We start from the raw sequence: 25322 nt of genomic DNA on the forward strand, positions 1-25322 counted from the left end.
CCCCCGAGGCCCCCATCGACCGTGACGCAGCCCGCACATCAAGCCCTTCCTGTCGTAACCATGTTCGAGGGCGGCAGCGCGCTCAGCGACTTCCGCGCGCGGCAACTGCTGCCCAAGCTGCAGGCCATCGAGCCGCGCATCGAGGGCATTTCGGCCCGCTTCGTGCACCTGGTGGTCACCGACGCCTCGCTGGACGCCACCGACCGCGAGCGCTTCGCCGCGCTGCTCACGTACGGCGAGCCGTTCGAGGCGCCGGCCAAGGCCGTCACCTCGGTGGTGGTCACGCCCCGCCTGGGCACCGTGTCGCCCTGGGCCTCGAAGGCCACCGACATCGCCCACAACTGCGGCCTGGCGCTGCGCCGGGTCGAGCGCGTTACGCAATACCACCTGAAGCTCAAGTCGCCGCTGATCGGCAAGGCCCCCGTGCTGGAAGGCGACCAGCTCGCCGCCGCGGCCGGCCCGCTGCACGACCGCATGACCGAGTCGGTGCTGGCCACCGTCGAGCAGGCCGCCAGCCTGTTCAGCGAGCTGCCGGCCCAGCCGATGGCGCAGGTCGACGTGCTCAGCGGCGGGCGCACCGCGCTGGTCGCGGCCAACACCGGCTTCGGCCTGGCGCTGGCCGAGGACGAGATCGACTACCTCGTCGAAGCCTTCACCCGCCTGGGCCGCAACCCCAGCGACGTGGAGCTGATGATGTTCGCGCAAGCCAACAGCGAGCACTGCCGCCACAAGATCTTCAACGCCGACTTCACCATCGACGGCAAGGCGCAGCCGCAAAGCCTGTTCTCGATGATTCGCCACACCGAGAAGCAGAACCCGCAGCACACGGTCATCGCCTATGCGGACAACGCCTCGGTGATGGAAGGCGCAACCATCGAACGCTTCATTCCGGCCAACGGTTCGCAGAGCTATCAAAAAGATAGCGCGCTGACCCATGTGCTGATGAAGGTCGAGACGCACAACCACCCGACCGCCATTTCCCCGTTCCCGGGCGCCTCCACGGGCGCGGGCGGCGAGATTCGCGACGAGGGCGCCACCGGCCGCGGCTCCAAGCCCAAGGCGGGCCTCACCGGTTTCACCGTGTCGAAGCTCTGGCCTGAAGAGGGCCACTACGGCAAGCCGGAGCACATCGCCAGCCCGCTGCAGATCATGACCGAGGGCCCGCTCGGCGGCGCCGCGTTCAACAACGAGTTCGGCCGTCCGAACCTGCTGGGCTATTTCCGCGAGTACGAGCAGGCGGTGGCGAGCGACCTCGACACCGTGCAGCGCGGCTACCACAAGCCCATCATGATCGCGGGCGGCCTCGGCAGCATCGACGCCACGCAGACCAAGAAGATCCAGTTCCCCGCCGGCTCGCTGCTCATCCAGCTCGGCGGCCCCGGCATGCGCATCGGCATGGGCGGCAGCGCCGCCAGCTCGATGGCCACCGGCGCCAACGCGGCCGAGCTCGACTTCGACTCGGTGCAGCGCGGCAACCCCGAGATCGAACGCCGTGCGCAAGAGGTCATCAACCATTGCTGGCAGCAAGGCGCGGCCAACCCCATCCTCGCGATCCACGACGTGGGCGCGGGCGGCCTGAGCAACGCCTTTCCCGAACTGACCAACGACGCCGGCCGCGGCGCGCGCTTCGACCTGCGCGCCGTGCCGCTGGAAGAGTCGGGCATGGCGCCCAAGGAAATCTGGTGCAACGAAAGCCAGGAGCGCTACGTGCTGGCCATCGCGCCCGAGTCGCTCGAGCAATTCAAGGCCTTCTGCGAGCGTGAGCGTTGCCCGTTCTCGGTGGTCGGCGTGGCGACCGAGGCGCGCCAGCTGCTGGTGGCCGACGAAGGCGCCCCGGTGCAGCCGGTCGACATGCCCATGGACGTGCTTCTCGGCAAGCCGCCCAAGATGCACCGCGACGTGCAGGCCGTGAGCCGCACGTTCAAGCCGCTGGACCTCACCGGCGTCGAGCTGCAGAAGGCCGCCATCGAGGTGCTCGCGCACCCGACCGTGGCGTCCAAGCGCTTCCTCATCACCATCGGCGACCGCACCGTGGGCGGCATGAGCCACCGCGACCAGATGGTCGGCCCGTGGCAGGTGCCCGTAGCCGATTGCGCCGTGACGCTGGCCGACTACAAGGGCTTTGCCGGCGAAGCCATGAGCATGGGCGAGCGCACGCCGCTGGCCGCGCTCGACGCGCCGGCCTCCGGCCGCATGGCCGTGGCCGAGGCCATCACCAACCTGCTGGCCGCGCCCATCGAGCTTTCGCGCGTGAAGCTGTCGGCCAACTGGATGGCCGCCTGCGGCGAGCCCGGCGAAGATGCCGCGCTGTACGAGACCGTGAAGGCCGTGGGCCTGGAGCTGTGCCCGGCGCTGGGCGTGTCGATTCCGGTCGGCAAGGATTCGCTGTCGATGCGCACGCAGTGGAAGGACAACGGCGAAGCCAAGAAGGTCACTTCGCCCGTCAGCCTGATCGTGACCGCCTTCGCGTCGCTGGCCGACGTGCGCGGCACGCTCACCCCGCAGCTGGACGCCGAAGAGGCCGACACCACGCTCGTGCTGGTCGACCTGGGCCGCGGCCAGCACCGCATGGCCGGCAGCATCCTGGCGCAAACGCTGGGCCAGAGCGGCGACACCGTGCCCGACCTGGACGACCCCGCGCAACTGGTCGCGCTGGTCAATGCCGTGAACGCGCTGCGCGCCGACGGCAAGATCCTCGCCATGCACGACCGCAGCGACGGCGGCCTCTTCGCCACGGCCTGCGAAATGGCGTTTGCCGGCCACGTCGGCGTGGCGCTGAACGTCGACATGCTGGTCACCGAAGGCGACGGCATTTCCGACAGCCGCATGGAAACCGGCGACGCCAAGAACTGGGCGCAGCAGGTGAGCGCGCGCCGTGAAGAACTCACGCTGAAGGCGCTGTTCAACGAAGAGCTGGGCATGGTGCTGCAGGTGCGCACCGCCGAGCGCAACGATGTCATGCAGGTGCTGCGCGCCCACGGCCTCAGCGCGCACAGCCACTTCGTCGGCAAGACGCGCCCGGCCAGTTCGGCCATGGACGCCGGCAAGGGCAAGGTCGAGGTGTGGCGCGACGCCAAGTCGGTGTTCAGCGCGAGCCTGCACGACCTGCACCAGGTGTGGGACTCGGTCAGCTGGAAGATCGCCCGCGAGCGTGACAACCCCGCCTGCGCCGATGCCGAACACGCCGCCGCCGGCGTGCCTTCGGACCCCGGCATGCACGTGTTCCTGCCGAACACCGCAGCTTCGGCACCGGTCGCCCCCGCCATTCTTCAATCGCGCCCCAAGGTCGCGATCCTGCGCGAGCAGGGCGTCAACTCGCACGTCGAGATGGCCTACGCCTTCACCGAGGCCGGCTTCGAGGCCTTCGACGTCCACATGACCGACCTGCAGACGGGCAGGGCGGACCTTGCCGACTTCAAGGGCGTGGTCGCCTGCGGCGGCTTCAGCTACGGCGACACGCTGGGCGCCGGCATCGGCTGGGCGCGCAGCATCACCTTCAACCCGAAGCTGGCCGCGCAGTTCAAGACCTTCTTCGGCCGCGCGGACACCTTCGGCCTGGGCGTGTGCAACGGCTGCCAGATGTTCGCCGAGCTGGCCGACATCATTCCGGGCGCCGAGGCCTGGCCGCGCTTCACCACCAACCAGAGCGAGCGCTTCGAGGCGCGCCTGTCGATGGTCGAGGTGCTCGAGTCGCCCAGCATCTTCTTCGCGGGCATGGCCGGCAGCCGCCTGCCCATCGCCGTGGCGCACGGCGAGGGCTACGCCAACTTCAAGCACCGCGGCGACGCGGCCAAGGCCATCGGCGCCATGCGCTTCGTGGACAACCACGGCCAGCCCACCGAGCAGTACCCGTTCAACCCGAACGGCAGCGCCGGCGGCCTCACCTCGGTGACCACGCCGGACGGCCGCTTCACCGCGGTGATGCCGCACCCGGAGCGCGTGTTCCGCAACATCCAGACCAGCTGGACCTCGGGGGACAAGAGCGAGCTCAGCCCGTGGATGCAGATCTGGCGCAACGCGCGCCGCTGGGTGGGCTGAGCCGGGCCAAGCTAATGCTGGGCCTCGACCACCCGCGAAGCCGGCATGTGCTGGAAGCGGCGCGGGTCGAGGAGCTCGTGCGCAAGCAGCTGCTCGCGTGGCGCGAAGACGAAGCAGCGGCTTCGTCGGCGCGCACGCAGATCCTGCAGGTGCTGCTGCCTCAGCTTGAAGGGCTGAACGCCGCGCACTTCGGCGCGTCGAAGAACATCTATCGCACGCTCGATGCGCTGGGGCAGGCCGTGCAGGGCGCCGATGCCGGCAAGGCGTGGCAGGCGTTCATGGCGCTCGACGGGCCGGGCGACAACTTCGGCACGTGGGCCATCTGAGGCCATCGGAGGTCAGCTGAAAACAAGACGGCCATGAAAAAAGCGACCCGCGGGTCGCTTTTTTCTTGTTGAGCCCAGGTCGGCTTACTCGACCTTCGCCTTCGCGCGCAGGTCTTCCTGGTACTTCTGCAGGCGCTGCTGCTGCAGCTGCTGCGTGATCTGCGGCTTCACTTCTTCCAGCTTCGGCAGTTGGGCCTGGCGGATATCGTCGACGCGGATGATGTGATAACCGAACTGCGTCTTGATGGGCTCGGGGGTGGTCTCGCCCTTCTTGAGCTTGATCATCGCTTCCGAGAACTCGGGCACGAAGCTGGCGGGGTTGGCCCAGTCGAGGTCGCCGCCGTTGGCGCCCGAACCCGGGTCCTTGCTCTGCTTCTTGGCGATGTCTTCGAACTTGGCGCCCTTCTTCAGGTCGGCCATGATCTTCTTGGCCTGGTCTTCGGTTTCGACCAGGATGTGGCGAGCCTTGTATTCCTTGCCGCCGTTGGCCGCCACGAACTTGTCGTACTCGGCCTTCACGTCGGCGTCCGACACCGGGTTGGTCTTGCGGTAGTTTTCGAACAGTGCGCGAATCAGGATGGCCTGGCGGGCGAGTTCGAGCTGGTTCTTGTAGTCCTCGCCAGCGTCCAGGCCCTGCTTTTGCGCTTCTTGCATGAACACTTCGCGCGCAATGATTTCCTCGCGCAGCTGGGTCTGCATTTCAGGCGTCACCGGGCGGCCTGCGGCTGCCAGTTGCTGGGCCAGAACGTCCATGCGGGCCTTGGGCACCGGCTTGCCGTTCACGATGGCTGCGTTCTGCGCCAGAGCCGCCATGGACGTGGCACCGAGCAGCACTGCGGCCGCGACGGCCTGCAAGATTTGTTTTTTCATGGAATGAATATCGAGCTGGAAAGGAAATGCGCTTGTAGGAAAGGGCGCGGGAAAGAAAGCAGGAATCGGGAAGGGGCGAGACGAAGGGGGAAGGTGGCGACGCCCACATGAAACGCGGCGTGCAGTTGCGTCGAACGACTCAGAGCACCTCGATGGCGATGGCGTGCAGACCCTGTGCAATAAAAACCTGGAGGGCATCATACACAAGCCGATGCCGCGCCACGCGGGGCTTTCCGTCGAATCTGGGGGAGGCGATGCGCACCCTGAAATGGGTGCCGTAGCCCTCGGCGTTGGCCCCCGTGTGGCCCGCGTGCGCGGCGCTTTCGTCGATCACCTCGAGCTGCGTGGGCGCCAGCGCGTCGCGCAGCGCCGCCTCGAGCGCGGCCACGGTGGGAAGGGGAATGGCGGTGCTCGTCATGGTCATGGTCGCCGTCAAGCCGCGGGCTTGTCTTCTTTCAGGTGCGGCGCGATGTACAGGCCCTGCGCCACCAGGAACACGATGGGGAACACATAGCCCCAGAGCTTGAAGTTGACCCAGGCCTCGGTGGTGAAGTACGCCGCCACGTAGCCGTTGATCAGCGCCATGAACAGGCAATAGCAGATCCACGCCACGTTCAGCCGGGCCCAGATGCGATCGGGCAGCTCGAGCTGCTGGCCCAGCAGCATCTTCAGGAAGTTCTTCTTCAGCGCCCACAGCGCCACGGCCAGGGCGACGGCCATCGCGCCGTACAGCACGGTCGGCTTCCACTTGATGAAGCGGTCGTCGTGCAGCACCAGCGTGAGCGTGCCGAACAACAGGATGAGCACCAGCGTGGCCTTCTGCATGGCCTGCAGCTTGCGCTCCATGGCGTAGATGATGCCCATCTGCACCACGGTGGCGGCCATCAGCACGCCGGTGGCGGTGTAGATGTCGCCGAGCTTGTACGCAACGAAGAACAGCAGGATCGGAAAGAAGTCGAGGAGCAGTTTCATTTTTTCTGGAAGTCGAGCGAAGCCGAATTCATGCAATAGCGAAGGCCGGTGTCGGTCGGGCCGTCGGGAAACACGTGGCCCAGGTGGGCGCCGCAATTGGCGCAAACGTTTTCGGTGCGCACCATGCCGTGCGAGCGGTCGACGATGTTGCGGATGGCGCCTGGCACGGCTTCTTCAGAGAAGCTGGGCCAGCCGCAGCCGGCGTCGAACTTGGTGGCCGACTCGAACAGCTTGGCGCCGCAGCACACGCAGTGGTAGGTGCCGTCGTCCCAGTGCGCCTCGTACTTGCCGGTGAAGGGGCGTTCGGTGGCGGCGTGGCGCGTCACTTCGAAGGCGGCCGGCTCGGCCCCCTTCTCGGCGAGCAGGGCTTTCCATTCGGCGTCGGTTTTTTGCAGGGGAGCGGTCATGAGGAGCAGCTGATTTCGATGGTCGAGGCCCAGTCGGGCGGGAAGCCGGCGTAGGCGTCGGCTCCGGGGTGTTCTTCAAACGGGGTTTCCAGCAGGGCCAGCAAGGTTGCCACAACCGAGTGGTCTTTTTGCTGACTTGCTTCGATGGCTTGCTGGCCCAGGTGGTTCCGCAGCACGAACTTGGGGTTCGACTGCAGCATCGTGCGGCTCGCGGCCGCACGGTCGGTGCCGGCGAGCCGCTCCGAAAACAATAGCAGCCAGGCGTCGAAACCCTCGCGGTCCAGGAACAGGTCGCGCACCGGCTCGAGCGAGGCGTCCGCCACGGGGTCGGCCACGTAATGAGACAGCCGCCGCCAGAAGATCGTGTAGTCGACCTTGCCCGCGGCCAGCAGCTTGAGCACGCCTTCGATCAGCGCGCGGTCGCCTTCGGCCGCGTCCTTCAAGCCGAGCTTGGCGCGCATGCGGGCCTCGAACTCGGTGGGGAACACGGTCTTGTACGACTCCAGCGCGGCCACGGCCACTTCCTGGTCGCCAATGAGCGGCAGCAGCGCCTGCGCCAGGCAGAACAGGTTCCAGTACGCCACGTTGGGCTGCTGGTTGAAGGCGTAGCGGCCGCTGGTGTCGCTGTGGTTGCAGATGTGGCGTGGGTCGAAGCCGTCCAGGAACTGGAACGGCCCGTAGTCGATGGTGAGCCCGAGGATGCTCATGTTGTCGGTGTTCATCACCCCGTGGCAGAAACCCACGGCCTGCCATTGGGCCAGCAGAGCAGCGGTGCGCTCGCTAACCGCTTCAAGAAACGCGGCGTAGGCGTTGCCGCCGAAGCGCTCGGTGCTGCGGCAGGCCGGGTAGTAGCGGTCGATGACGTAGTCGGCCAGCGCGCGCAACTCGTCTTCGCGCTGGTTGGCCGCGAAGTGCTCGAAATGGCCGAAGCGGATGAAGCTGGGCGCCACGCGGGCGACCACCGCGGCGGTTTCCAGCTCTTCGCGCCGCACGCGGGCATCGGAGCCGGTCACGCTGAGGGCGCGGGTCGTCGGAATGCCCAGGCCGTGCATCGCCTCGCTGCACAGGAACTCGCGGATGCTCGAGCGCAGCACCGCGCGGCCGTCTCCGCCCCGCGAATAGGGGGTGCGGCCCGCGCCCTTCAGTTGCAGCTCGAGGCCGCCTTCGGTCTCGCCGATGAGAATGGCGCGCCCGTCACCGAGCTGGCCGGCCCACACGCCGAACTGGTGGCCGCTGTACACGCTCGACAAGGGGCTGGTGCCTGCAACGGGCAGGCTGCCCGTGAGGGCCGCGAGCGTGCGGGCCGACGTGTGCCAGTCGGCGGGCAGGCCGAGTTCGCGCGCCACGGCGTCGCTGCGGCACACCCAGTACGGTTCGGGCAGGGGGGTGGGCCGCAGTTCGGTGAAAAACGCGGGGCCCAGTTTTGAAAAGCCGGATTTCCAGCGCAGTCCCAGGTCGGCGGCCTCGGTGTCTTCAGCAAGCAAGCTCATGGCCGGATTGTCCGGCAGAGCGCGAAACCCCTGGCTGGGCGGGCCATCGGGGCCGCGCGACCGAGCTCAGGCGGCCAGCGCCGCCGGGCCGTCCCAGATGCGCGCGCGGTACTGCGCCGGCGGCACGCCGAACCAGCGCTTGCACGCGCGAAAGAAGTTGCTCGTGTCCACGAAGCCCAGCATGTCGGCCACGTCGGTCAGCGTGTGGCGGTCTTCGGCCAGGTACTGCTGCGCCAGCTCGCGGCGGGTGCGGTCGAGCAGCGACTGGAAAGACACCGACTCTTCCTGCAGCCGGCGCTGCAGCGTGCGCTCGGCCAGGCCCAGGCCGGAGGCCACGTCCTGGCGGCGCGGCTCGCCGTGCTGCAGCCGGCGCGCAATTTCCGCGCACACCAGGCTGGCGGTGGTGGTCTGGCCCAGCAGGGTGAGCTGGTCGTCCAGCAGGTGCTCCTGCATCTCGCCGAGCACCGGGTGCGAGGTGGGCAGCGGCATGGCCATGTCGGCGGCCGAGATCAGCATGCGGTTGGCCGTGGCGTTGAACTGAACGTCGCAGCCGAAGGCCTCGCGGTGCAGCCGGTCGCTGGCGGGCGCGGGGTAGACGAACTCCATGGCCAGCGGCTGCAGGTCGCGCCGCGTGAGCCATTGGCACTGCACCAGCGTGGTGAGCAGCGCGAACTCCACACGCTGCCGTGGAATCGGCAGGCTGCCGCCCGTGTGCTCCATGGCCAGCCAGCAGCCGCGCGCGTCGGACGACAGCGAGAACGCCGTCGCGTCCGAGATCACGGCCATGTAGCGCGCCAGCCGCGCGAGCGCCGCGCCCAGGTCGGGGCTGCACGCCATGGCATGGCCCACCGTGCCCAGCTTGCTGTGGGTGGAGGCGAAGTCGCGGTGCAGGCCCAGCGTGGCCTTGCCGGCGCGCGCCACGGCCAGCTGCCACAGCACGGTGATCTCGTCGACCGGAATGCGCGCGTTCTGGCGGTGCAGCGAGTCGGGGTCGAAGCCCGCGTCGCCCAGCAGCCGGGGCACGTCCAGCCCCTCGGCTTCGAACATCGACAACACACCTTCGAGCCACGCCGCCGAGCTGGTGCGCAGCTCCGGCTGCGCGCAGCCCGGGCGGCGCGATGGCCTGCGCGAAGGGTGCGGGAGTAAGGCTCCTGAAGTCATTGAATTGGCTCGCTTGCGATAGCGGTGAAAAGAGCGCCCGTTTCTAGAATTTTTTGGTGCGCGGCGGCCGGACGAACGAAACGGCTCGAAGTATGGCGGCCATGCACCAGGCCAGGAATTCCGATTAACCCGGTGTGGAGACAAAACATGAATACAACGGCGACAACGCAGACCCAGGCAACGACAGGCAGAACGGCGGTGGCCAAGGCCATTTCCATCGTGGCGGCCACGGCCGCGCTCGCCGCCATGGCGGCGCTCGCTGCCTGCGGCGGCGGGTCTTCGGGTTCTTCCGGCGTCGCTTTCCTGCCGAGCGCACCTCCGGCCCCACCACCCCCGCCACCCCCGGCCCCCGCGCCTGCCGTCGACGGCCCCATGGTCCGCCAGACCACCGCCGGCAAGATCGAAGGCGTGGACGACAGCGCCGCCTCCGGCACCTACTACTGGAAGGGCGTGCCCTTCGCCAAGCCGCCGGTCGGCGCGCTGCGCTGGCGCGCCCCTGCCGAGCCCGAGGCCTGGACCGGCATCCGGCCCGCCAAGACCTTCGGTGCCGCGTGCCTGCAGATCGGCCGCATGTTCGGCCCGGGCAGCAACAACACCTACGACGCCACCATCGTCTCCACGATGGGCCAGCCGCTGGGCAGCGAAGACTGCCTGTTCGTCAACGTGTGGCGCCCGGCCACCACCGACACCAACCTGCCGGTGCTGCTGTTCGTGCACGGCGGAAGCAACATTTCGGGCTACACCGCCGACCCCCTGTACGACGGCGCCAAGCTGGCCAAGGCCGCCAACGCGGTGGTCATCACCGCCAGCTACCGGCTGGGTGTGCTGGGCTTCCTGAACGTGCCGCAGATTCGCCCGGGCGGCACCGCCGGCGACGACTCGGGCAACTTCGCGCTGCTCGACAACATGGCCGCGCTGCGCTACATCCGCGACAACGTGGCCAGCTTCGGCGGCGACCCGGGCAACGTCACGCTGTCGGGCGAGTCGGCCGGCGCCACCAACCTGCTGGCGCTCATGACCTCGCCGATGGCCAAGGGCCTGTTCCACAAGGCTTTCGAGATGAGCGGCGGCATTTCCATGGCGAGCAACCTGGCGACCAAGCCCGGCGCGCAGCCGGCGCTGGTGCCGGCGTCGGTGTCGCTGGCGCAGGGCGACGCCATCCTGAAGAGCCTGTTGATCGCCGACCACACCGTCGCCGACGCCACGGCCGCGGCCACCTACATCGCCTCGCGCACCCCGGCGCAGATTGCCGACTACCTGCGCTCGAAGGAGGGCGGGGCGCTGCTGACGACCGTGCTCGGCGCCGGCCTGAGCAGCGTGGCGCCCATTCCCGACGGCACCGTGATTCCCCTGAACCCGATCGACGCCATTGCCGCCGACCAGTACGTGAAGGTGCCGACCCTGGCGGGCAACACGCGCGAGGAGGGCAAGCTCTTCGCGGCGCTGCTGGCCTCGTTCGGCGGCAAGTCGGGCTGGAAGGCCGGTGTCGACGACGCCCAGCGCCTGTCGCTGATGATGAACTTCGACCCCGACGCCAGCACGCAGACGCTCACCTCGGGCGACATCATCGATGCGTCCTACCTGCCGGTAGGTACGCCCCTCATCGGCTACAACGCCAAGACCCAGCTCGTGACCAGCCTGCTGTTCGAGGCCAACCGCGACAACCTGCTCGACACCATGAAGACGCGGCAGGCCAACCTGTGGAGCTACCGGCTCGACTGGGCGCAGGAGGCCTACCCGTGGAACGAGGTGTACGGCGCCGCGCACGCCTTCGACCTGCCGTTCGTGTTCGGCAATTTCGGCCCCTCGGTGGTGTCGAACGTCATCGGCGGCAAGGCCAACGAGAAGGGGCGCCTGGCGCTTTCGAGCGCCGTCATGGCCAGCATCGGCGCGTTCATGCGCAAGGGCGACCCGAACACCGCCGAGCTAGGCGTCACCTGGGCGCCGTGGCCCGCGCAGCTGCGCTTCGACGCCACGCTCACCGACAAGAAGATCACCACGGCGCCCTGAGGAGCGCGCCGGGTGGGCTCTCTGCAAGTGGCGCTTCGCGAGCGGCGCTGCGCCAACCTGGTGCGGGTGCCTGCCGGGCGGTCGGCCCGCGTGTCGCCAAGGTGCCCACCTGAGCCGCTTCGTTCAATCGTGCAGTGCGGGTTTGTGTCATTGTGGAAGTGGCCGAAGCTTGCGTGAATCCGTTGATCGCCAAGTTTTCATGAAGTCATTTCTTTTAGGAGTCCGTAGATGCTGGGTTTGATGCAAGACCAACCGCTTTTGATCTCGTCGCTGATCGAGTTCGTCGAGCGCCACAACGGCGACGGCGAGATCGTCTCGCGCCGTGTCGAGGGCGACATTCACCGCTGCACCTGGCGCGACATCGCATCGCGCGCCAGGCAGGTGGCCAATGCGCTGGACGGCGAGCAGCTGCTGTTCAGCGACCGCATCGCGACCCTGGCCTGGAACGGCTATCGCCACCTGGAGCTGTACTACGGCGTGAGCGGCAGCGGCCGCGTGCTGCACACCATCAACCCGCGCCTGCACCCCGACCAGATCGCGTGGATCGCCAACCACGCCGAAGACCAGATCCTGTGCTTCGACCTGAGCTTCCTGCCGCTGGTGCAGGCGGTGCACGCCAAGTGCCCGGCCATCCGCAAGTGGGTGGCGCTGTGCGACGCCGACAAGCTGCCCGCCGACAGCGGCGTGCCCAACCTGGTGAGCTACGAGAGCTGGATGGGCGCGCAGCCCACCGACTACGAATGGCCCACCTTCGACGAGAACTCGGCCTCGAGCATGTGCTACACGAGCGGCACCACGGGCAACCCGAAGGCCGCGCTGTACAGCCACCGCTCCACGCTGCTGCACGCGTACGCCGCGGCGCTGCCCGACGTGATGGCGCTGTCGGCCAAGGACTCGGTGCTGCCGGTGGTGCCGATGTTCCACGTCAACGCATGGGGCATTCCGTATTCGGCCGCGCTCACGGGCTGCAAGGTGGTGTTTCCCGGGCCGGCGCTGGACGGCAAGTCGGTGTACGAGCTGATCGAGGCCGAGGGCGTCACCTTCGCCGCCGGCGTGCCCACCGTGTGGCAGATGCTGCTGGGCCACATGCAGGCCAACGGCCTGAAGTTCAGCAAGCTCAACCGCACCGTCATCGGCGGCTCGGCCTGCCCGCCGGCCATGATCACGGCGTTCCAGGAGCTCTTCAACGTGGAGGTGCTGCACGCCTGGGGCATGACCGAGATGAGCCCGCTGGGCACACTGTGCACGCTGAAGAACAAGCACCTGTCGCTGCCGCCCGACGCGCAGCTGCAGATCCGCATGAAGCAGGGCCGTGCGATCTTCGGCGTCGACATGAAGATCGTCGACGGCGAAGGCAACGAGCTGCCGTGGGACGGCAAGGCCTATGGCGACCTGCTGGTGAAAGGCCCCTGGATCGTGAAGGAATACTTCAAGGGCGAGGGTGGCGATCCGCTCATTCCAGACGAACGCAACCGCGGCTGGTTCCCCACCGGCGACGTGGCCACCATCGACGCCGAGGGCTACCTGCAGATCACCGACCGCAGCAAGGACGTGATCAAGTCCGGCGGCGAGTGGATCAGCTCCATCGAGATCGAGAACATCGCCGTGGCGCATCCGGGCGTGGCCATGGCCGCGTGCATCGGCGTGTTCCATCCCAAGTGGGACGAGCGCCCCATCATCGCCGTGGCGAAGAAGCCCGGCGCCGAGGTCACGCGAGAAGAACTGCTGAAGTTCTACGAAGGCAAGACCGCCAAGTGGCAGGTGCCCGACGACGTGGTGTTCGTCGAGGCCATTCCGCTGGGCGCCACCGGGAAGATTTTGAAGACCAAGCTGCGCGAGCTGCTCAAGGACTACAAGCTTCCGACACTCTGAATCCGCAGGCCAAGCCCTGCCGCGCTGTCGCGCACGCGATAGGAAAGCCGCCCCGGCGGCCTTCCTTCCGGGCAATCCCTGTGCGGTGAAAAAAAGGGCGCTTGTACGCTGGCAACCCGCCTAACAAAACTGGAGACTCTTCATGCAATTTGCTATCAAGTCAGTAGCTGCCTGCGCCATGTTGGTGAGCTTTACCGCCGCATTCGCGCAAAAGGGCGAGACCGTCAAGATCGCCTGGCTCGACCCGCTGTCGGGCCTGATGGCCGCGGTGGGCACCAACCAGCTCAAGACCACGCAATTCCTTGCTGAGGAGTTCAACAAGAAGAACCAGTCGGGCGTGAAGTTCGAGGTGATCGGCATCGACAACAAGCTCAGCCCGCAGGAAACCACCGCGGCGCTGCGCTCGGCGCAGGACCAGGGCGCGCGCTACATCATGCAGGGCAACGGCTCGGGCCCGGCGCTGGCGATCATCGACGCCATCGAGAAGAACAACTCGCGCAACCCCGGCAAGGAGTTGCTGTTCATGAACTACGCGGCGGTCGACCCCGACCTGACCAACAGCAAGTGCAGCTACTGGCACTTCCGGGTGGACGCCGACACCTCCATGAAGATGGAGGCGCTCACCGCCTGGATGAAGGACCAGCCGGACATCAAGAAGGTCTACCTGCTCGGGCAGAACTACGCCCACGGCGTGCAGGTGGCCAAGTACGCCAAGGAAGACCTGAAGGTCAAGCGCCCCGACATCCAGATCGTGGGCGAAGACCTGCACCCGCTCGCGCAGGTGCGCGACTTCTCGCCGTACATCGCCAAGATCAAGGCCTCGGGAGCCGACACGGTCATTACCGGCAACTGGGGCTCCGACCTGTCGCTGCTCATCAAGGCGGCGAACGACTCGGGCCTGAACGTCAAGTTCCTGACCTACTACGCACCGGGCGCCGGCACCCCCACGGCCATGGGCGCCACGTCGGACGGCAAGGTCTACACCGTGGCCTACGCCCACTACAACATGGGCGGCGAGATCCAGCAGCTGCTCAACGGCTACAAGAAGCGCATGAACGACGACCTGACGCAGGCCTCGATCTACCACGTGTTCGCGCTGCTGGACGCCGCCTTCGCCAAGACCAAGTCGACCGACCCCGTGAAGGTGGCTGCTGCGCTGGAAGGCATGAAGATCAAGAGCTTCAACGGCGAGGTCGAGATGCGCAAGACCGACCACCAGCTGCAGCAGGGCCTGTACATCTCGCGCTGGGAAAAGGCCAGCGCCAAGTACCCCTACGACGCGGAGAACACCGGCTACACCAACGTGCCCGTGAAGTACTACGAGTCGTACGTGGCCAGCACGCCCACCACCTGCCAGATGAAGCGCCCCTGAGCGCAAAGCCGCACGCTTTCCGCGCAATTCCTACCCGTTGGTAGCAATGAGCTACCCGCCGGTAGCAAATTGTCTGCAAGCGTGTCGCCTGCGCGATAGAAACGGCCCTTTGCGGCCCCCCTCTTACGGGCATTCCCTGAGGGGAGGGGTTGCAATCGCTTGTACGCTCGTACAGCGTTTTGATTCGGTTCTGATTCGGTTTGACCAGGAGATATAGATTGAAGTTCGCTCTGAAAATCGCTGCCGCTGCCGTCATTGCGGCCACCGCCACCGGTGCCCTCGCCCAGAAGGGTGAAACCGTCAAGATCGCATGGCTCGACCCGCTGTCGGGCCTGATGGCCGCGGTCGGGACCAACCAGCTCAAGACCTTCCAGTTCTTCGCCGAGGAGTTCAACAAGAAGAACGCCGCCGGCGTGAAGTTCGAGATCATCGGCATCGACAACAAGCTCAGCCCGCAGGAGACCACCAGCGCGCTGCGCTCGGCCCTCGACCAAGGCGCGCGCTACATCGTGCAGGGCAACGGCTCGGGCCCGGCGCTGGCGATCATCGATGCGCTGGAGAAGAACAACGCGCGCAACCCCGGCAAGGAAGCGCTGTACCTGAACTACGCCGCGGTCGACCCCGAGCTGACCAACGCCAAGTGCAGCTACTGGCAGTTCCGCTTCGACGCCGACACGTCCATGAAGATGGAAGCGCTGACCACCTACATGAAGGACCAGCCGGAGATCAAGAAGGTCTACATCATCGGCCAGAACTACGCGCACGGCCAGCAGGTCTCCAAGTACGCCAAGGAAGACCTGAAGGTCAAGCGCCCCGACGTGCAGATCGTCGGCGACGACCTGCATCCGCTGGCCCAGGTGCGCGACTTCGCGCCCTACATCGCCAAGATCAAGGCCTCGGGCGCCGACACGGTCATCACGGGCAACTGGGGCTCCGACCTGGCGCTGCTCATCAAGGCGGCGAACGACTCGGGTCTGAACGTCAAGTTCTACACCTACTACGCCGTGACCACCGGCACGCCGACCGCCATGGGCGCGGCGTCCGACGGCAAGGTGTACCAGGTCGGCTACGCCCACTACAACATGGGCGGCGACATGCAGAAGTACGCCGACGACTTCAAGAAGAAGTTCAACGACGACCTCTACACCACCGACGTGTACACCGTGTTCCAGGCGCTCACCGAAGCCTTCGTGAAGACCAAGTCGACCGACCCCGTGAAGGTGGCCGCCGCCATGGAAGGCATGAAGTTCAAGAGCTTCAACGGTGACGTCGAGCTGCGCAAGACCGACCACCAGCTGCAGCAGGGCCTGTACATCGCCAAGTGGGAAAAGGCCAGCGCCAAGTACCCGTACAGCCCGGAGAACACCGGCTACACGCTGGCGCCCGTGAAGTACTACGACGCCTATGTGGCCAGCACGCCCACGAGCTGCCAGATGAAGCGTCCCTCTTAAGCCGGGCAGCACGCCAACGCGGTCGAGGCCCGACTTCAACACTCGGGCCTTTTTCTTTTTTTACCTGACACGAAAGACCGATGAACGTCGAATTCTTCGTCATCTCGCTGCTCAACGGCGTGAGCTACGGCTTGCTGTTGTTCATGCTGAGTTCTGGCCTCACGCTGATCTTCAGCATGATGGGCGTGCTCAATTTCGCGCACGCCAGCTTCTACATGCTGGGCGCCTACTTCGCCTACACGATCTCGGGCATCCTGGGCTTCTGGCCGGCGCTGTTCATCGCGCCGCTGCTGGTGTTCGCGCTGGGCGCGGCCTTCGAGCGCTACTGCCTGCGCCGCGTGCACAAGTTCGGCCACGTGCCAGAGCTGCTGGTCACCTTCGGCCTTTCGTACCTCATTCTCGAAATCGTGCAGCTGGTGTGGGGCCGCTCCACGGTGCCCTACGGGCTGCCGCAGGCGCTGCAGGGCCCGCTGTTCACGCTGTACGGCACGCAGTTCCCCAAGTCGCGCTCGTTCATCATGCTGGTGGCGGTGCTGATGCTGGTGTCGGTGTGGCTGCTGCTCACGCGCACGCGCATCGGCCTGGTCATCCAGGCGGCGCTGAAGCACCCCGACATGGTCGAGGCGCTGGGCCACAACGTGCCGCGCGTGTTCATGATGGTGTTCGGCGGCGGCGCCGCGCTGGCGGGGCTGGCGGGCGTGGTGGGTGGCAACACCTACGTCACCGAGCCGGCCATGGCGGGCTCGGTGGGTTCCATCATCTTCGTGGTGGTGGTGGTCGGCGGCATGGGGTCGCTGGCCGGGGCCTTCCTGGCCTCGCTCATCATCGGCGTGGTGCAGACCTTTGCCGTGGCCATGGACCAGTCGCTCGCGGGCGCGCTGCAGTCGCTGGGCATGGCGGTGACGGACCAGACCTTCGGCTACGAGTTGCTCAAGCTCACCATCTCGCAGGTGGCGCCCATCCTTCCGTACCTGTTCCTGGTGCTGATCCTGATCTTCCGGCCCAAGGGTCTTCTTGGAACGCGGGAGGACTGACGCGATGACCACTGCAACCACACGCACGCCGGCCACGTCTGGCAACGCCGGCAACGCTTCCTCGCCGAAGAAGTACTACCGCTTCAAGCCGCTGAACATCGGCCGCATCCTGATCTGGTCGCTGTTCGCGCTGCTGCTCATCGTGGCGCCCATGCTCTTCAAGAGCAGCCTGGCGCTGACCATGCTCTCGCAGATCGGCTACCTGATCATCATCTGCCTGAGCTACAACATCCTGCTGGGGCAGGGCGGCATGCTGAGCTTCGGGCATGCGGTGTATGTGGGGCTGGGCTCGTTCATCGCCATTCACGCGATGAACCTGGCCAGCGCCGGCAAGCTGCCGATTCCGCTGGTGCTCATTCCGCTCGTGGGCGGGCTGGGCGGCATGTTCTTCGCCGTGGTGTTCGGCTACGTGTCGACAAAGAAGTCGGGCACCACCTTCGCGATGATCACGCTGGGCCTGGGCGAGCTGGTGGCCGCCATGGCGCTGATGTTCCCGAGCTTCTTCGGCGGCGAAGGCGGCATCACCACCAACCGCGTGTACGGCACCTCGTTCTTCGGCATCAGCTTCGGCCCGCAGAACCAGGTGTACTACCTGATCGCCGTGTACTGCTTCATCTGCACCGCGCTGATGTTCGCCTTCACCGGCACGCCGCTGGGCCGCATGCTGAACGCGGTGCGCGACAACCCGGAGCGCGTGGAGTTCATCGGCTACAACACGCAGCGCGTGCGCTACTACGCCTTCATCATCGCGGGCTTCTTCGCGGGCATCGGCGGCGGGCTGGCGGCCATCAACTTCGAGATCGTGAACGCGGCCGACAGCCTGAACGGGCTGCGTTCGGGCAGCTACCTGCTGTTCACCTTTCTGGGTGGCGCCACCTTCTTCTTCGGGCCGATCATCGGCGCGGCGCTGCTGGTGTTCGCGCTGGTGCTGCTGTCGGAGCTCAGCAAGGCCTGGCTGCTGTACGTGGGCCTGGTGTTCCTGCTGATGGTGATGTTCGCGCCCGGCGGCGTGGCCAGCCTGATCATGATGAACGTGCGCGTGGCGCTGTTCGGCAAGATCAAGCGCTTCTACCTGCTGTACGTGGGCCTGTTCATCGGCGCGGCCATCATGCTGGCGGGCGCGGCGGCCATCGTCGAAATGATCTATCACATGCAACTCAACGCGGCGCTGGGGCCGGTGGTGCCGCTCGCCGGCCTGCAGCTGGACACCTCGTCGACCACCAGCTGGGTGGTGGCGGTGGCCTTGCTGGCGGTGGGCCTGGCCGTGTTCGAGGTGGTGCGCAGGCGCTTCGCGAAGACCTGGGGCCAGGCACAGGAAGAAATCGAAGCCGAGATCAAGCGAAGGGAGACGGCATGACCTATTCACTCGAACTCAAGGGCCTGCGCAAGAGCTTCGGCAAGACCGACATCATCCGCGGGGTCGACCTGGCGGTGAACGCGGGCGAGCGCATCGCCATCATCGGGCCGAACGGCGCGGGCAAGAGCACGCTGTTCAACCTGATCAGCGGGCGGCTCGTGCCCTCCAGCGGCGAGGTGCTGCTGAACGGCGAGCGCATCGACGGCAAGAAGCCGTACGAAATCAATCGCATGGGGTTGTCGCGCAGCTTCCAGATCACCAACATCTTCCCGAAGCTGAGCGTGTTCGAGAACCTGCGCTGCGGCGTGCTGTGGAGCCTAGGCTACAAGTACACCTTCCTGCGCTTCCTGTCGAACCTGGACGACGCCAACGAGCGCACCGAAGAGCTCATCAAGCAGATCGGGCTGGAGAAAAAGCGCGACGTGCACGCGGTGAACCTCACCTACGCCGAGCAGCGCGCGCTGGAAATCGGCGTGACCATTGCCGGGGGCGCCAGCGTCATCCTGCTGGACGAGCCCACGGCGGGCATGAGCAAGACCGAGACCTCGCACTTCATCTCGCTCATCAAGCACGTGACGGTCGGCAAGACGCTGCTCACGGTGGAGCACGACATGGGCGTGGTGTTCGGCCTGGCCGACAAGATCGCGGTGGTGGTGTACGGCGAAGTCATCGCTTTCGACACGCCGGCCGCCGTGCGCGCCAACGCGCGCGTGCAAGAGGCCTACCTCGGCTCATCGGTGGCTGATGCACAGGGAGCGGGACACTGACATGCTGAAGCTTCAAGACATCCACGCCTACTACGGCAAGAGCCATGTGCTGCATGGCGTTTCCTTCGACGTGAACCCGGGCGAGATCGTCGCGCTGCTGGGGCGCAACGGCTCGGGCCGCTCGACCACGGCCAAGGCCATCATGGGCCTGGTGCATGCCGAGGGCGGCCTGCACTGGAAGGGGCAGGACATCCTGCGCCGCAAGGCCTACGAGATCGCGCACTTCGGCATCGGCTACGTGCCCGAGAACCGCGACATCTTCCCCAAGCTCACGGTGCACCAGAACCTGCTGCTGGGGCAGAAGGGCACGGGCAAGGGCAGCCGCTGGCAGTTCGACGACATGTACGGCATGTTCCCGCGCCTGAAGGAGCGCCAGCACACCGAGGCCGGCGTGCTCTCGGGCGGCGAGCAGCAGATGCTCACGCTGTGCCGCACGCTCATGGGCGACCCCGACCTGATCATCATCGACGAGCCCACCGAAGGGCTGGCGCCGAAGATCGTCGAGCTGGTGGGGCAGTACCTGCGCACGCTGAAGGACAAGGGCATCTCGGTGCTGCTGATCGAGCAGAAGCTCACCATCGCCATGCAGATCTCCGACCGCGCGCTCGTCATGGGCCACGGCAGCATCGTGTTCGACGGCACGCCCGACAGCCTGCGCGCCGACGCGACCACGCGCAAGGAATGGCTCGAGGTCTGATCGCCTGCGCGGGGTCCGGGCCGCGCCCCGGATTCCTGCCTCGCCCCCTTGTCCCGGCAGCGACTGCATGCCATTGTTGCGTCGCGACAAACGCCTAGAATCCCCCGAAAAAGAACACTCGTGCTTTTTCTTCTTTTTCTTCACACACCAAGGAACGCAGCATGACGGCTGAATACAAAGTGCTCGGCGATGTCGCCGTGATCACCATGACCAACCCTCCGGTCAACGGTCTCGGCTTCTCGACGCGCATCGGCATCACCGATGGCCTCGCCAAGGCCAATGCCGACGACGCCGTCAAGGCCATCGTCATCACCGGCGCCGGCAAGGCGTTCTCGGGCGGCGCGGACATCAAGGAGTTCGGCACGCCCAAGGCGCTGCAGGAGCCCAACCTGCTGAGCGTGATCCTCGCGCTGGAGGCCTCGGCCAAGCCCATCGTCGCGGCCATCCACTCGGTGTGCATGGGCGGCGGCCTCGAGCTGGCCCTGGGTTGCCACTACCGCGTGGCTGCACCGGGCACCAGTGTGGCGCTGCCCGAAGTCAAGCTGGGCCTCATTCCCGGCGCCGGCGGCACGCAGCGCCTGCCGCGCGTGATCGGTGTGGAAACCGCGCTGAACATGATCGTGAGCGGCGAGCCCGTGAAGAGCGAGCTGCTCGCCAGCCTGCCCGGCCAGAAGCTGTTCGACGTGCTCGCGGCATCGCCCGAGTCGGTGTTCGACGAAGCCGTGGCCTTCGCGAAGAGCGTGGCCGGCAAGACCGGTGACGCGCTGCCGCTGGTGCGCAACCTGCCGTGCAAGCACCCGCAAGGCGACGCCTATTTCCAGTTCGCCAAGAACATGGTCGGCGGGATGTCGAAGAACTACCCCGCGCCGCTGCAGTGCGTGGCCGCCGTGCAGGCCGCCACCAAGCTGAAGTTCGACGCCGGCATGGCCGAAGAGCGCCGCATCTTCACCTCGCTGATGTTCACGCCCGAATCGCTGGCGCTGCGCCACCTGTTCATGGCCGAGCGCGCCGCGAGCAAGATTCCCGACGTGGCCGAAGACACGCCCAAGCGCGACATCAAGGCCGTGGGCGTCATCGGCGCCGGCACCATGGGCGGCGGCATCTCGATGAACTTCCTGAACGCGGGCATCCCCGTGAAGATCCTCGAGATGAAGCAGGAGGCGCTCGACCGCGGCGTCGCCACCATCAAGAAGAACTACGAAGCCCAGGTCAAGAAGGGCAAGCTCAAGCAGGACAAGTACGAGCAGCGCATGGCGCTGCTGAGCACCACGCTGAGCTACGACGACCTGAAGGACGCCGACCTGATCATCGAGGCCGTGTTCGAGGAACTCGGCGTGAAAGAAAAGGTGTTCAAGGAGCTCGACCGCGTCGCCAAGAAGGGCGCCATCCTGGCCTCGAACACCTCGACGCTCGACGTCGACAAGATCGCCGCCTTCACCGACCGTCCGCAGGACGTGGTCGGCATGCACTTCTTCAGCCCCGCCAACGTGATGAAGCTGCTCGAAGTGGTGCGCGGCAAGGCCACCGGCAAGGACGTGCTGGCCACGGTCATGGCCACGGCCAAGAAGATCAAGAAGACCGCGGTGGTCTCGGGCGTGTGCGACGGCTTCATCGGCAACCGCATGATCGAGCAGTACTCGCGCCAGGCAGGCTTCCTGCTGGACGAAGGCGCGCTGCCGCAGCAGGTGGACAAGGCCATCGAGAAGTTCGGCTTTGCCATGGGCCCGTTCCGCATGGGCGACCTGGCCGGCAACGACATCGGCTGGGCGATCCGCAAGCGCCGCGCCACCGAGCAGGCCGACATGAAGTACAGCCGCACGGCCGACAAGCTCTGCGAACTGGGTCGCTTCGGCCAGAAGACCGGGGCAGGGTGGTACGACTACCAGGCCGGCAAGCGCGACGCCATTCCGTCGGAACTCGTGAACAAGATGATCGAGGACCACCGGAAAGAACTGGGCATCACGCCGCGCAAGATTTCCGATGAAGAAATCGTGCAGCGCCTGGTGTACGCGCTGGTCAACGAAGGCGCGCACATCCTGGAAGACGGCATCGCCTCGAAGTCCGGCGACATCGACATGGTGTACCTCACCGGCTACGGCTTCCCGATCTGGCGCGGCGGCCCGATGCACTACGCATCGCAAGTCGGCCTGTACAACGTGGCCGAGTCGATGAAGCGCTTTGCGAAGAACCCGCGCGACGACGCCGAGTTCTGGCAGCCCGCGCCGCTGATCCAGAAGCTGGTGGCCGAAGGCAAGTCCTTCAGCTGAGACGGAAAAGAAAAGGGTCGAGACCGCCCATGTTGAAACGCATCTTCCTCGGGCTGCTGCTGGCAATCGTGTTGCTGGTGGCCGCCGTGGCGGTCAAGACCTGGACCACGCCATCGCAGCAACTGGCGGTGGCGCCCGCACCCAAGCTGGACGTCGACCTGCAGGCGGCCGCCAAGCGGCTGTCCACCGCGATCACGTTCCGCACGGTGTCGGGCTTGGACGACCCGGCCGCCAACGCGGCCGAGTTCGACAAGCTGCACGCCTTCCTGGCGCAGCAGTTCCCCAAGGTGCACGCCACCCTGAAGAAGGAAGTGGTGGGCAACAAGGCGCTGCTCTACACATGGGCCGGCACCGACCCGCAGGCCAAGCCCATCGCCTTGATGGCGCACCAGGACATGGTGCCCATCGCCCCTGGCACCGAGAAGGCCTGGACGGTCGACCCCTTCGCCGGCGAGATCAAGGACGGCTTCATCTGGGGCCGCGGCACGCTCGACAACAAGAGCAATCTTTTCGCGCAGATGGAAGCCATCGAGCTGCTCATCGGCGCCGGCTTCAAGCCGAAGCAGACCGTCTACCTCGTGACGGGCGACGACGAGGAAGTGAGCGGCCTGCGCGGCGCGCTGCCCATCGCCGAGCTGCTCAAGTCGCGCAACGTGCGCCTGGACTGGGTGCTCGACGAAGGCCTGCTGGTGCTCGACGGCGTGCTGCCGGGCCTGAGCAAGCCCGCGGCGCTGATCGGCCTGGCGGAGAAGGGCTACGGCACCTTCTTCCTGTCGCTGGACACCGCCCCCGGCCATTCGTCGATGCCGCCGCAGCACAGCGCCATCGGCAGCATGAGCGCGGCGCTGGCACGGCTCGAAGCCAACCCCATGCCCGGTGGCATCCAGGGCGTGGCGGGCCAGATGTTCGGCGCGCTGGCACCCGAGATGAGCGGCATCAACCGCGTGATGCTGTCCAACCTGTGGCTCACCGAGCCGCTGGTGCGCGGCCAGCTCGAGAAGAGCCCGAGCAGCAACGCCATGCTGCGCACCACCACCGCGCTGACCATCGTGCGCGCGGGCAACAAGGACAACGTGCTGCCCGGGCGCGCCGAGGCGGCTGTCAACTTCCGCATCCTGCCGGGCGACACGCTGGCCAGCACCGAGGCGCACCTGCGCCGCGCGCTGGGCAACGACGACATCAAGATCAAGCAATACCCCGGCAACGCCGAGCCTTCGCCGGTGTCGTCCACCGACAGCACCGGCTACCGCGCCATCCAGCAGGCCGTGCGCCAGAGCTTTCCCGATGCGGTGGTGGCCCCCGGGCTCATGACCGCCGCGACCGACTCGCGCCACTTCAGCCTGGTGAGCGACGCCGTCTTCCGCTTCTCGCCGTTTCGCGTGAAGGCCGAGGACCTGGCGCGTTTCCACGGCAACAACGAACGCCTGGCCATCTCGAACTACGGCGAGATGATCGGCTTCTATCACCAGCTCCTGAGCAACACCAACGCTGCTCCGGCGCAATGACGACAACCTCTTTTCCCTTCCATCTTCAAAGGACCTCACCATGACCAGCGCCGTCATCGTTTCCACCGCCCGCACGCCGCTCGCGAAGAGCTGGAAGGGTGCCTTCAACATGACGCACGGCGCCACGCTGGGCGGCCATGCCGTGCAGCACGCGGTGCAGCGCGCCGGCATCGACCCCGCCTCGGTGGACGACGTGATCATGGGTTGCGCCACGCCCGAAGGCGCGACCGGCTCCAACATCGCGCGCCAGATCGCGCTGCGCGCCGGCCTGCCCGTCACCACCTCGGGCATGACCATCAACCGCTTCTGCTCCTCGGGCCTGCAGACCATTGCCACCGCCGCGCAACGCATCATCGCGGGCGAGGGCGAGGTGTATGTGGCCGGCGGCGTCGAGAGCATCTCGTGCGTGCAGAACGAAGCCAACACGCACATGCTGGCCGACCCGTGGCTCGTGAAGCACAAGCCCGAGATCTACTGGAACATGCTGCAGACGGCCGAGCAGGTCGCCAAGCGCTACAACATCGGCCGCGAAGCCATGGACGAGTACGGCGCGCAAAGCCAGCAGCGCGCCACCGCTGCGCTGGAAGCCGGCCTCTTCAAGGCCGAGATCGCCCCCATCACCGTGCTGGCCGGCGTGGCCGACCCCGTGCTGGGCCTGCGCACCAAGGAAGTCACCGTCGAGAACGACGAAGGCATTCGCCCCGGCACCACCAAGGAAGGCATCAGCGGCATCCGCCCGGCCATTCCCGGCGGCGTGATCTCGGCCGGCAATGCCAGCCAGTTCTCCGACGGCGGCGGCGCCTGCGTGGTGGTCGACGAGAAGTACGCCGAGCAGAAGGGCCTGAAGCCCCTGGGCCGTTTCCTCGGCTTCGCCGTGGCCGGTTGCGAGCCCGACGAGATGGGCATCGGCCCGGTCTTCGCCATTCCGAAGGTGCTCAAGCGCCTGGGCCTCACGGTCAACGACATCGACCTGTGGGAGCTGAACGAAGCCTTCGCCGTGCAGGTCATCTACTGCCGCGACAAGCTGGGCATTCCGGGCGACCGCCTGAACGTGAACGGCGGCGCCATCGCCGTGGGCCACCCCTACGGCGTGAGCGGCCAGCGCCTGACGGGCCACGCGCTCATCGAAGGCAAGCGCCGCGGCGCGAAGAAGGTCGTGGTCACCATGTGCATCGGCGGCGGCATGGGTGCCGCGGGCGTGTTCGAGGTCCTGTAAGCATGTCCGGCTTGGGCCACGACCACGAGGTCTCGCCCGAAGCCGGGACCGGAACCAGGGCCGCAGCTGGCGCCGCGGCCGAGGCTGTGCTGGCCTACGGCCGCCGCGTGCTGGCGTCGCAGCCGTTCAGCGTGCTGATCGGCGCCGAGCTGCATGCGCTGGCGCCCGGCCATGCCGAGATCCAGCTTCCGCTGAGCGCGCAGCTCAAGCAGCAGAACGGCTTTGCCCACGGCGGCATCGTGAGCTACATGGCCGACAACGCGCTCACCTTCGCCGGTGGCACCGCGTTGCGCGTGCCGGTGGTCACGGCCGAATTCAAGATCAACTACGTGCGGCCGGCGCTCGGCGAGCGGCTCGTCGCGCGTGCCCGGGCCGTGCACACCGGCAGCTCGCAGGCCGTGTGCACCTGCGAGGTGTTCGTGGTGAACGACGGCGCCGAGAAGCTCTGCGCGCTGGCGCAGGGCACCATCGCCAGGCTGCCCGATTCCCCGAAAAAGTAGCCACGTAGCC

20 protein-coding genes are annotated in these 25322 nt (G+C 66.7%); 14 read left to right on the plus strand and 6 right to left on the minus strand.

The annotated features are described in order from the left end of the window. Positions 1 to 60: 60 nt before the first annotated feature. A complete protein-coding gene (gene purL, locus QTI51_RS07715) occupies positions 61 to 4038 on the plus strand; it encodes a phosphoribosylformylglycinamidine synthase (RefSeq protein WP_116909030.1) in 3978 nt (1325 codons plus the stop codon). Next, complete coding sequence (locus QTI51_RS07720) at positions 3996 to 4364, plus strand: hypothetical protein (protein WP_132749032.1); 369 nt, start codon at positions 3996 to 3998, stop codon at positions 4362 to 4364. Before purL ends, QTI51_RS07720 begins: the two co-directional genes overlap by 43 nt. An 84-nt stretch (positions 4365 to 4448) precedes the next feature. Here QTI51_RS07720 and QTI51_RS07725 read toward each other — a convergent pair whose 3' ends face one another. The 6 genes from QTI51_RS07725 to QTI51_RS07750 form a co-directional block, all read right to left on the minus strand. After that, a complete protein-coding gene (locus tag QTI51_RS07725) occupies positions 4449 to 5234 on the minus strand; it encodes a peptidylprolyl isomerase (protein ID WP_116909032.1) in 786 nt (261 codons plus the stop codon). 139 nt (positions 5235 to 5373) lie between these two features. After that, on the minus strand, positions 5374 to 5652 hold the full coding sequence (locus QTI51_RS07730; protein ID WP_116909120.1) for a BolA family protein: 279 nt from the start codon (positions 5650 to 5652) through the stop codon (positions 5374 to 5376). Positions 5653 to 5666: 14 nt separating this feature from the next. Then, on the minus strand, positions 5667 to 6206 hold the full coding sequence (locus QTI51_RS07735) for a septation protein A (protein WP_116909033.1): 540 nt from the start codon (positions 6204 to 6206) through the stop codon (positions 5667 to 5669). After that, entirely contained in the window at positions 6203 to 6613 is a 411-nt protein-coding gene (gene msrB / locus QTI51_RS07740; RefSeq protein ID WP_116909034.1) for a peptide-methionine (R)-S-oxide reductase MsrB, read from the minus strand. The genes QTI51_RS07735 and msrB overlap by 4 nt, the downstream gene beginning before the upstream one ends. Continuing rightward, positions 6610 to 8103, minus strand: a complete 1494-nt coding sequence (locus QTI51_RS07745; RefSeq protein ID WP_116909035.1) for a protein adenylyltransferase SelO — start codon at positions 8101 to 8103, stop codon at positions 6610 to 6612. The genes msrB and QTI51_RS07745 overlap by 4 nt, the downstream gene beginning before the upstream one ends. 66 nt (positions 8104 to 8169) lie before the next feature. Beyond that, positions 8170 to 9264 carry an AraC family transcriptional regulator gene (locus QTI51_RS07750; protein ID WP_116909036.1) on the minus strand — a complete coding sequence of 365 codons (1095 nt, stop codon included), beginning with the start codon at positions 9262 to 9264 and terminating at the stop codon, positions 8170 to 8172. A 246-nt stretch (positions 9265 to 9510) separates the two neighbouring features. Between QTI51_RS07750 and QTI51_RS07755 the strand changes: the two genes are divergently transcribed. The 12 genes from QTI51_RS07755 to QTI51_RS07810 all read left to right on the plus strand — a co-directional run bounded on the left by QTI51_RS07755 (position 9511) and on the right by QTI51_RS07810 (position 25312). Beyond that, positions 9511 to 11274, plus strand: coding sequence for a carboxylesterase/lipase family protein (locus QTI51_RS07755; RefSeq protein WP_503011485.1), 1764 nt, complete (start codon positions 9511 to 9513; stop codon positions 11272 to 11274). Between the two features lie 228 nt (positions 11275 to 11502). Further along, positions 11503 to 13146: a 3-(methylthio)propionyl-CoA ligase gene (locus tag QTI51_RS07760; RefSeq protein ID WP_116909038.1), complete on the plus strand. Its 1644-nt coding sequence runs from the start codon at positions 11503 to 11505 to the stop codon at positions 13144 to 13146. A gap of 142 nt (positions 13147 to 13288) precedes the next feature. Further along, on the plus strand, positions 13289 to 14518 hold the full coding sequence (locus tag QTI51_RS07765) for a branched-chain amino acid ABC transporter substrate-binding protein (protein ID WP_116909039.1): 1230 nt from the start codon (positions 13289 to 13291) through the stop codon (positions 14516 to 14518). A 218-nt stretch (positions 14519 to 14736) separates the two neighbouring features. Then, entirely contained in the window at positions 14737 to 15969 is a 1233-nt protein-coding gene (locus QTI51_RS07770) for a branched-chain amino acid ABC transporter substrate-binding protein (protein ID WP_116909040.1), read from the plus strand. An 80-nt stretch (positions 15970 to 16049) separates the two neighbouring features. Continuing rightward, positions 16050 to 17003 carry a branched-chain amino acid ABC transporter permease gene (locus tag QTI51_RS07775; protein ID WP_116909041.1) on the plus strand — a complete coding sequence of 318 codons (954 nt, stop codon included), beginning with the start codon at positions 16050 to 16052 and terminating at the stop codon, positions 17001 to 17003. Between the two features lie 4 nt (positions 17004 to 17007). Next, positions 17008 to 18360 carry a branched-chain amino acid ABC transporter permease gene (locus QTI51_RS07780; RefSeq protein WP_116909042.1) on the plus strand — a complete coding sequence of 451 codons (1353 nt, stop codon included), beginning with the start codon at positions 17008 to 17010 and terminating at the stop codon, positions 18358 to 18360. Further along, on the plus strand, positions 18357 to 19127 hold the full coding sequence (locus tag QTI51_RS07785; protein WP_116909043.1) for an ABC transporter ATP-binding protein: 771 nt from the start codon (positions 18357 to 18359) through the stop codon (positions 19125 to 19127). The genes QTI51_RS07780 and QTI51_RS07785 overlap by 4 nt, the downstream gene beginning before the upstream one ends. 1 nt (position 19128) lies before the next feature. After that, positions 19129 to 19824 carry an ABC transporter ATP-binding protein gene (locus QTI51_RS07790; protein WP_116909044.1) on the plus strand — a complete coding sequence of 232 codons (696 nt, stop codon included), beginning with the start codon at positions 19129 to 19131 and terminating at the stop codon, positions 19822 to 19824. A 161-nt stretch (positions 19825 to 19985) separates the two neighbouring features. Then, positions 19986 to 22091, plus strand: a complete 2106-nt coding sequence (locus QTI51_RS07795) for a 3-hydroxyacyl-CoA dehydrogenase NAD-binding domain-containing protein (RefSeq protein ID WP_116909045.1) — start codon at positions 19986 to 19988, stop codon at positions 22089 to 22091. Continuing rightward, entirely contained in the window at positions 22088 to 23596 is a 1509-nt protein-coding gene (locus QTI51_RS07800; protein ID WP_286513675.1) for a M20 family peptidase, read from the plus strand. Before QTI51_RS07795 ends, QTI51_RS07800 begins: the two co-directional genes overlap by 4 nt. A gap of 40 nt (positions 23597 to 23636) precedes the next feature. Continuing rightward, entirely contained in the window at positions 23637 to 24812 is a 1176-nt protein-coding gene (locus tag QTI51_RS07805) for an acetyl-CoA C-acyltransferase (protein ID WP_116909047.1), read from the plus strand. A 2-nt stretch (positions 24813 to 24814) separates the two neighbouring features. After that, positions 24815 to 25312, plus strand: coding sequence for a PaaI family thioesterase (locus QTI51_RS07810; RefSeq protein ID WP_116909048.1), 498 nt, complete (start codon positions 24815 to 24817; stop codon positions 25310 to 25312). The last annotated feature ends 10 nt before the right edge of the window (positions 25313 to 25322 follow it).

It is taken from the genome of Variovorax sp. J22G73, from assembly GCF_030317035.1.
In the GTDB taxonomy this organism is placed as follows: domain Bacteria; phylum Pseudomonadota; class Gammaproteobacteria; order Burkholderiales; family Burkholderiaceae_C; genus Variovorax.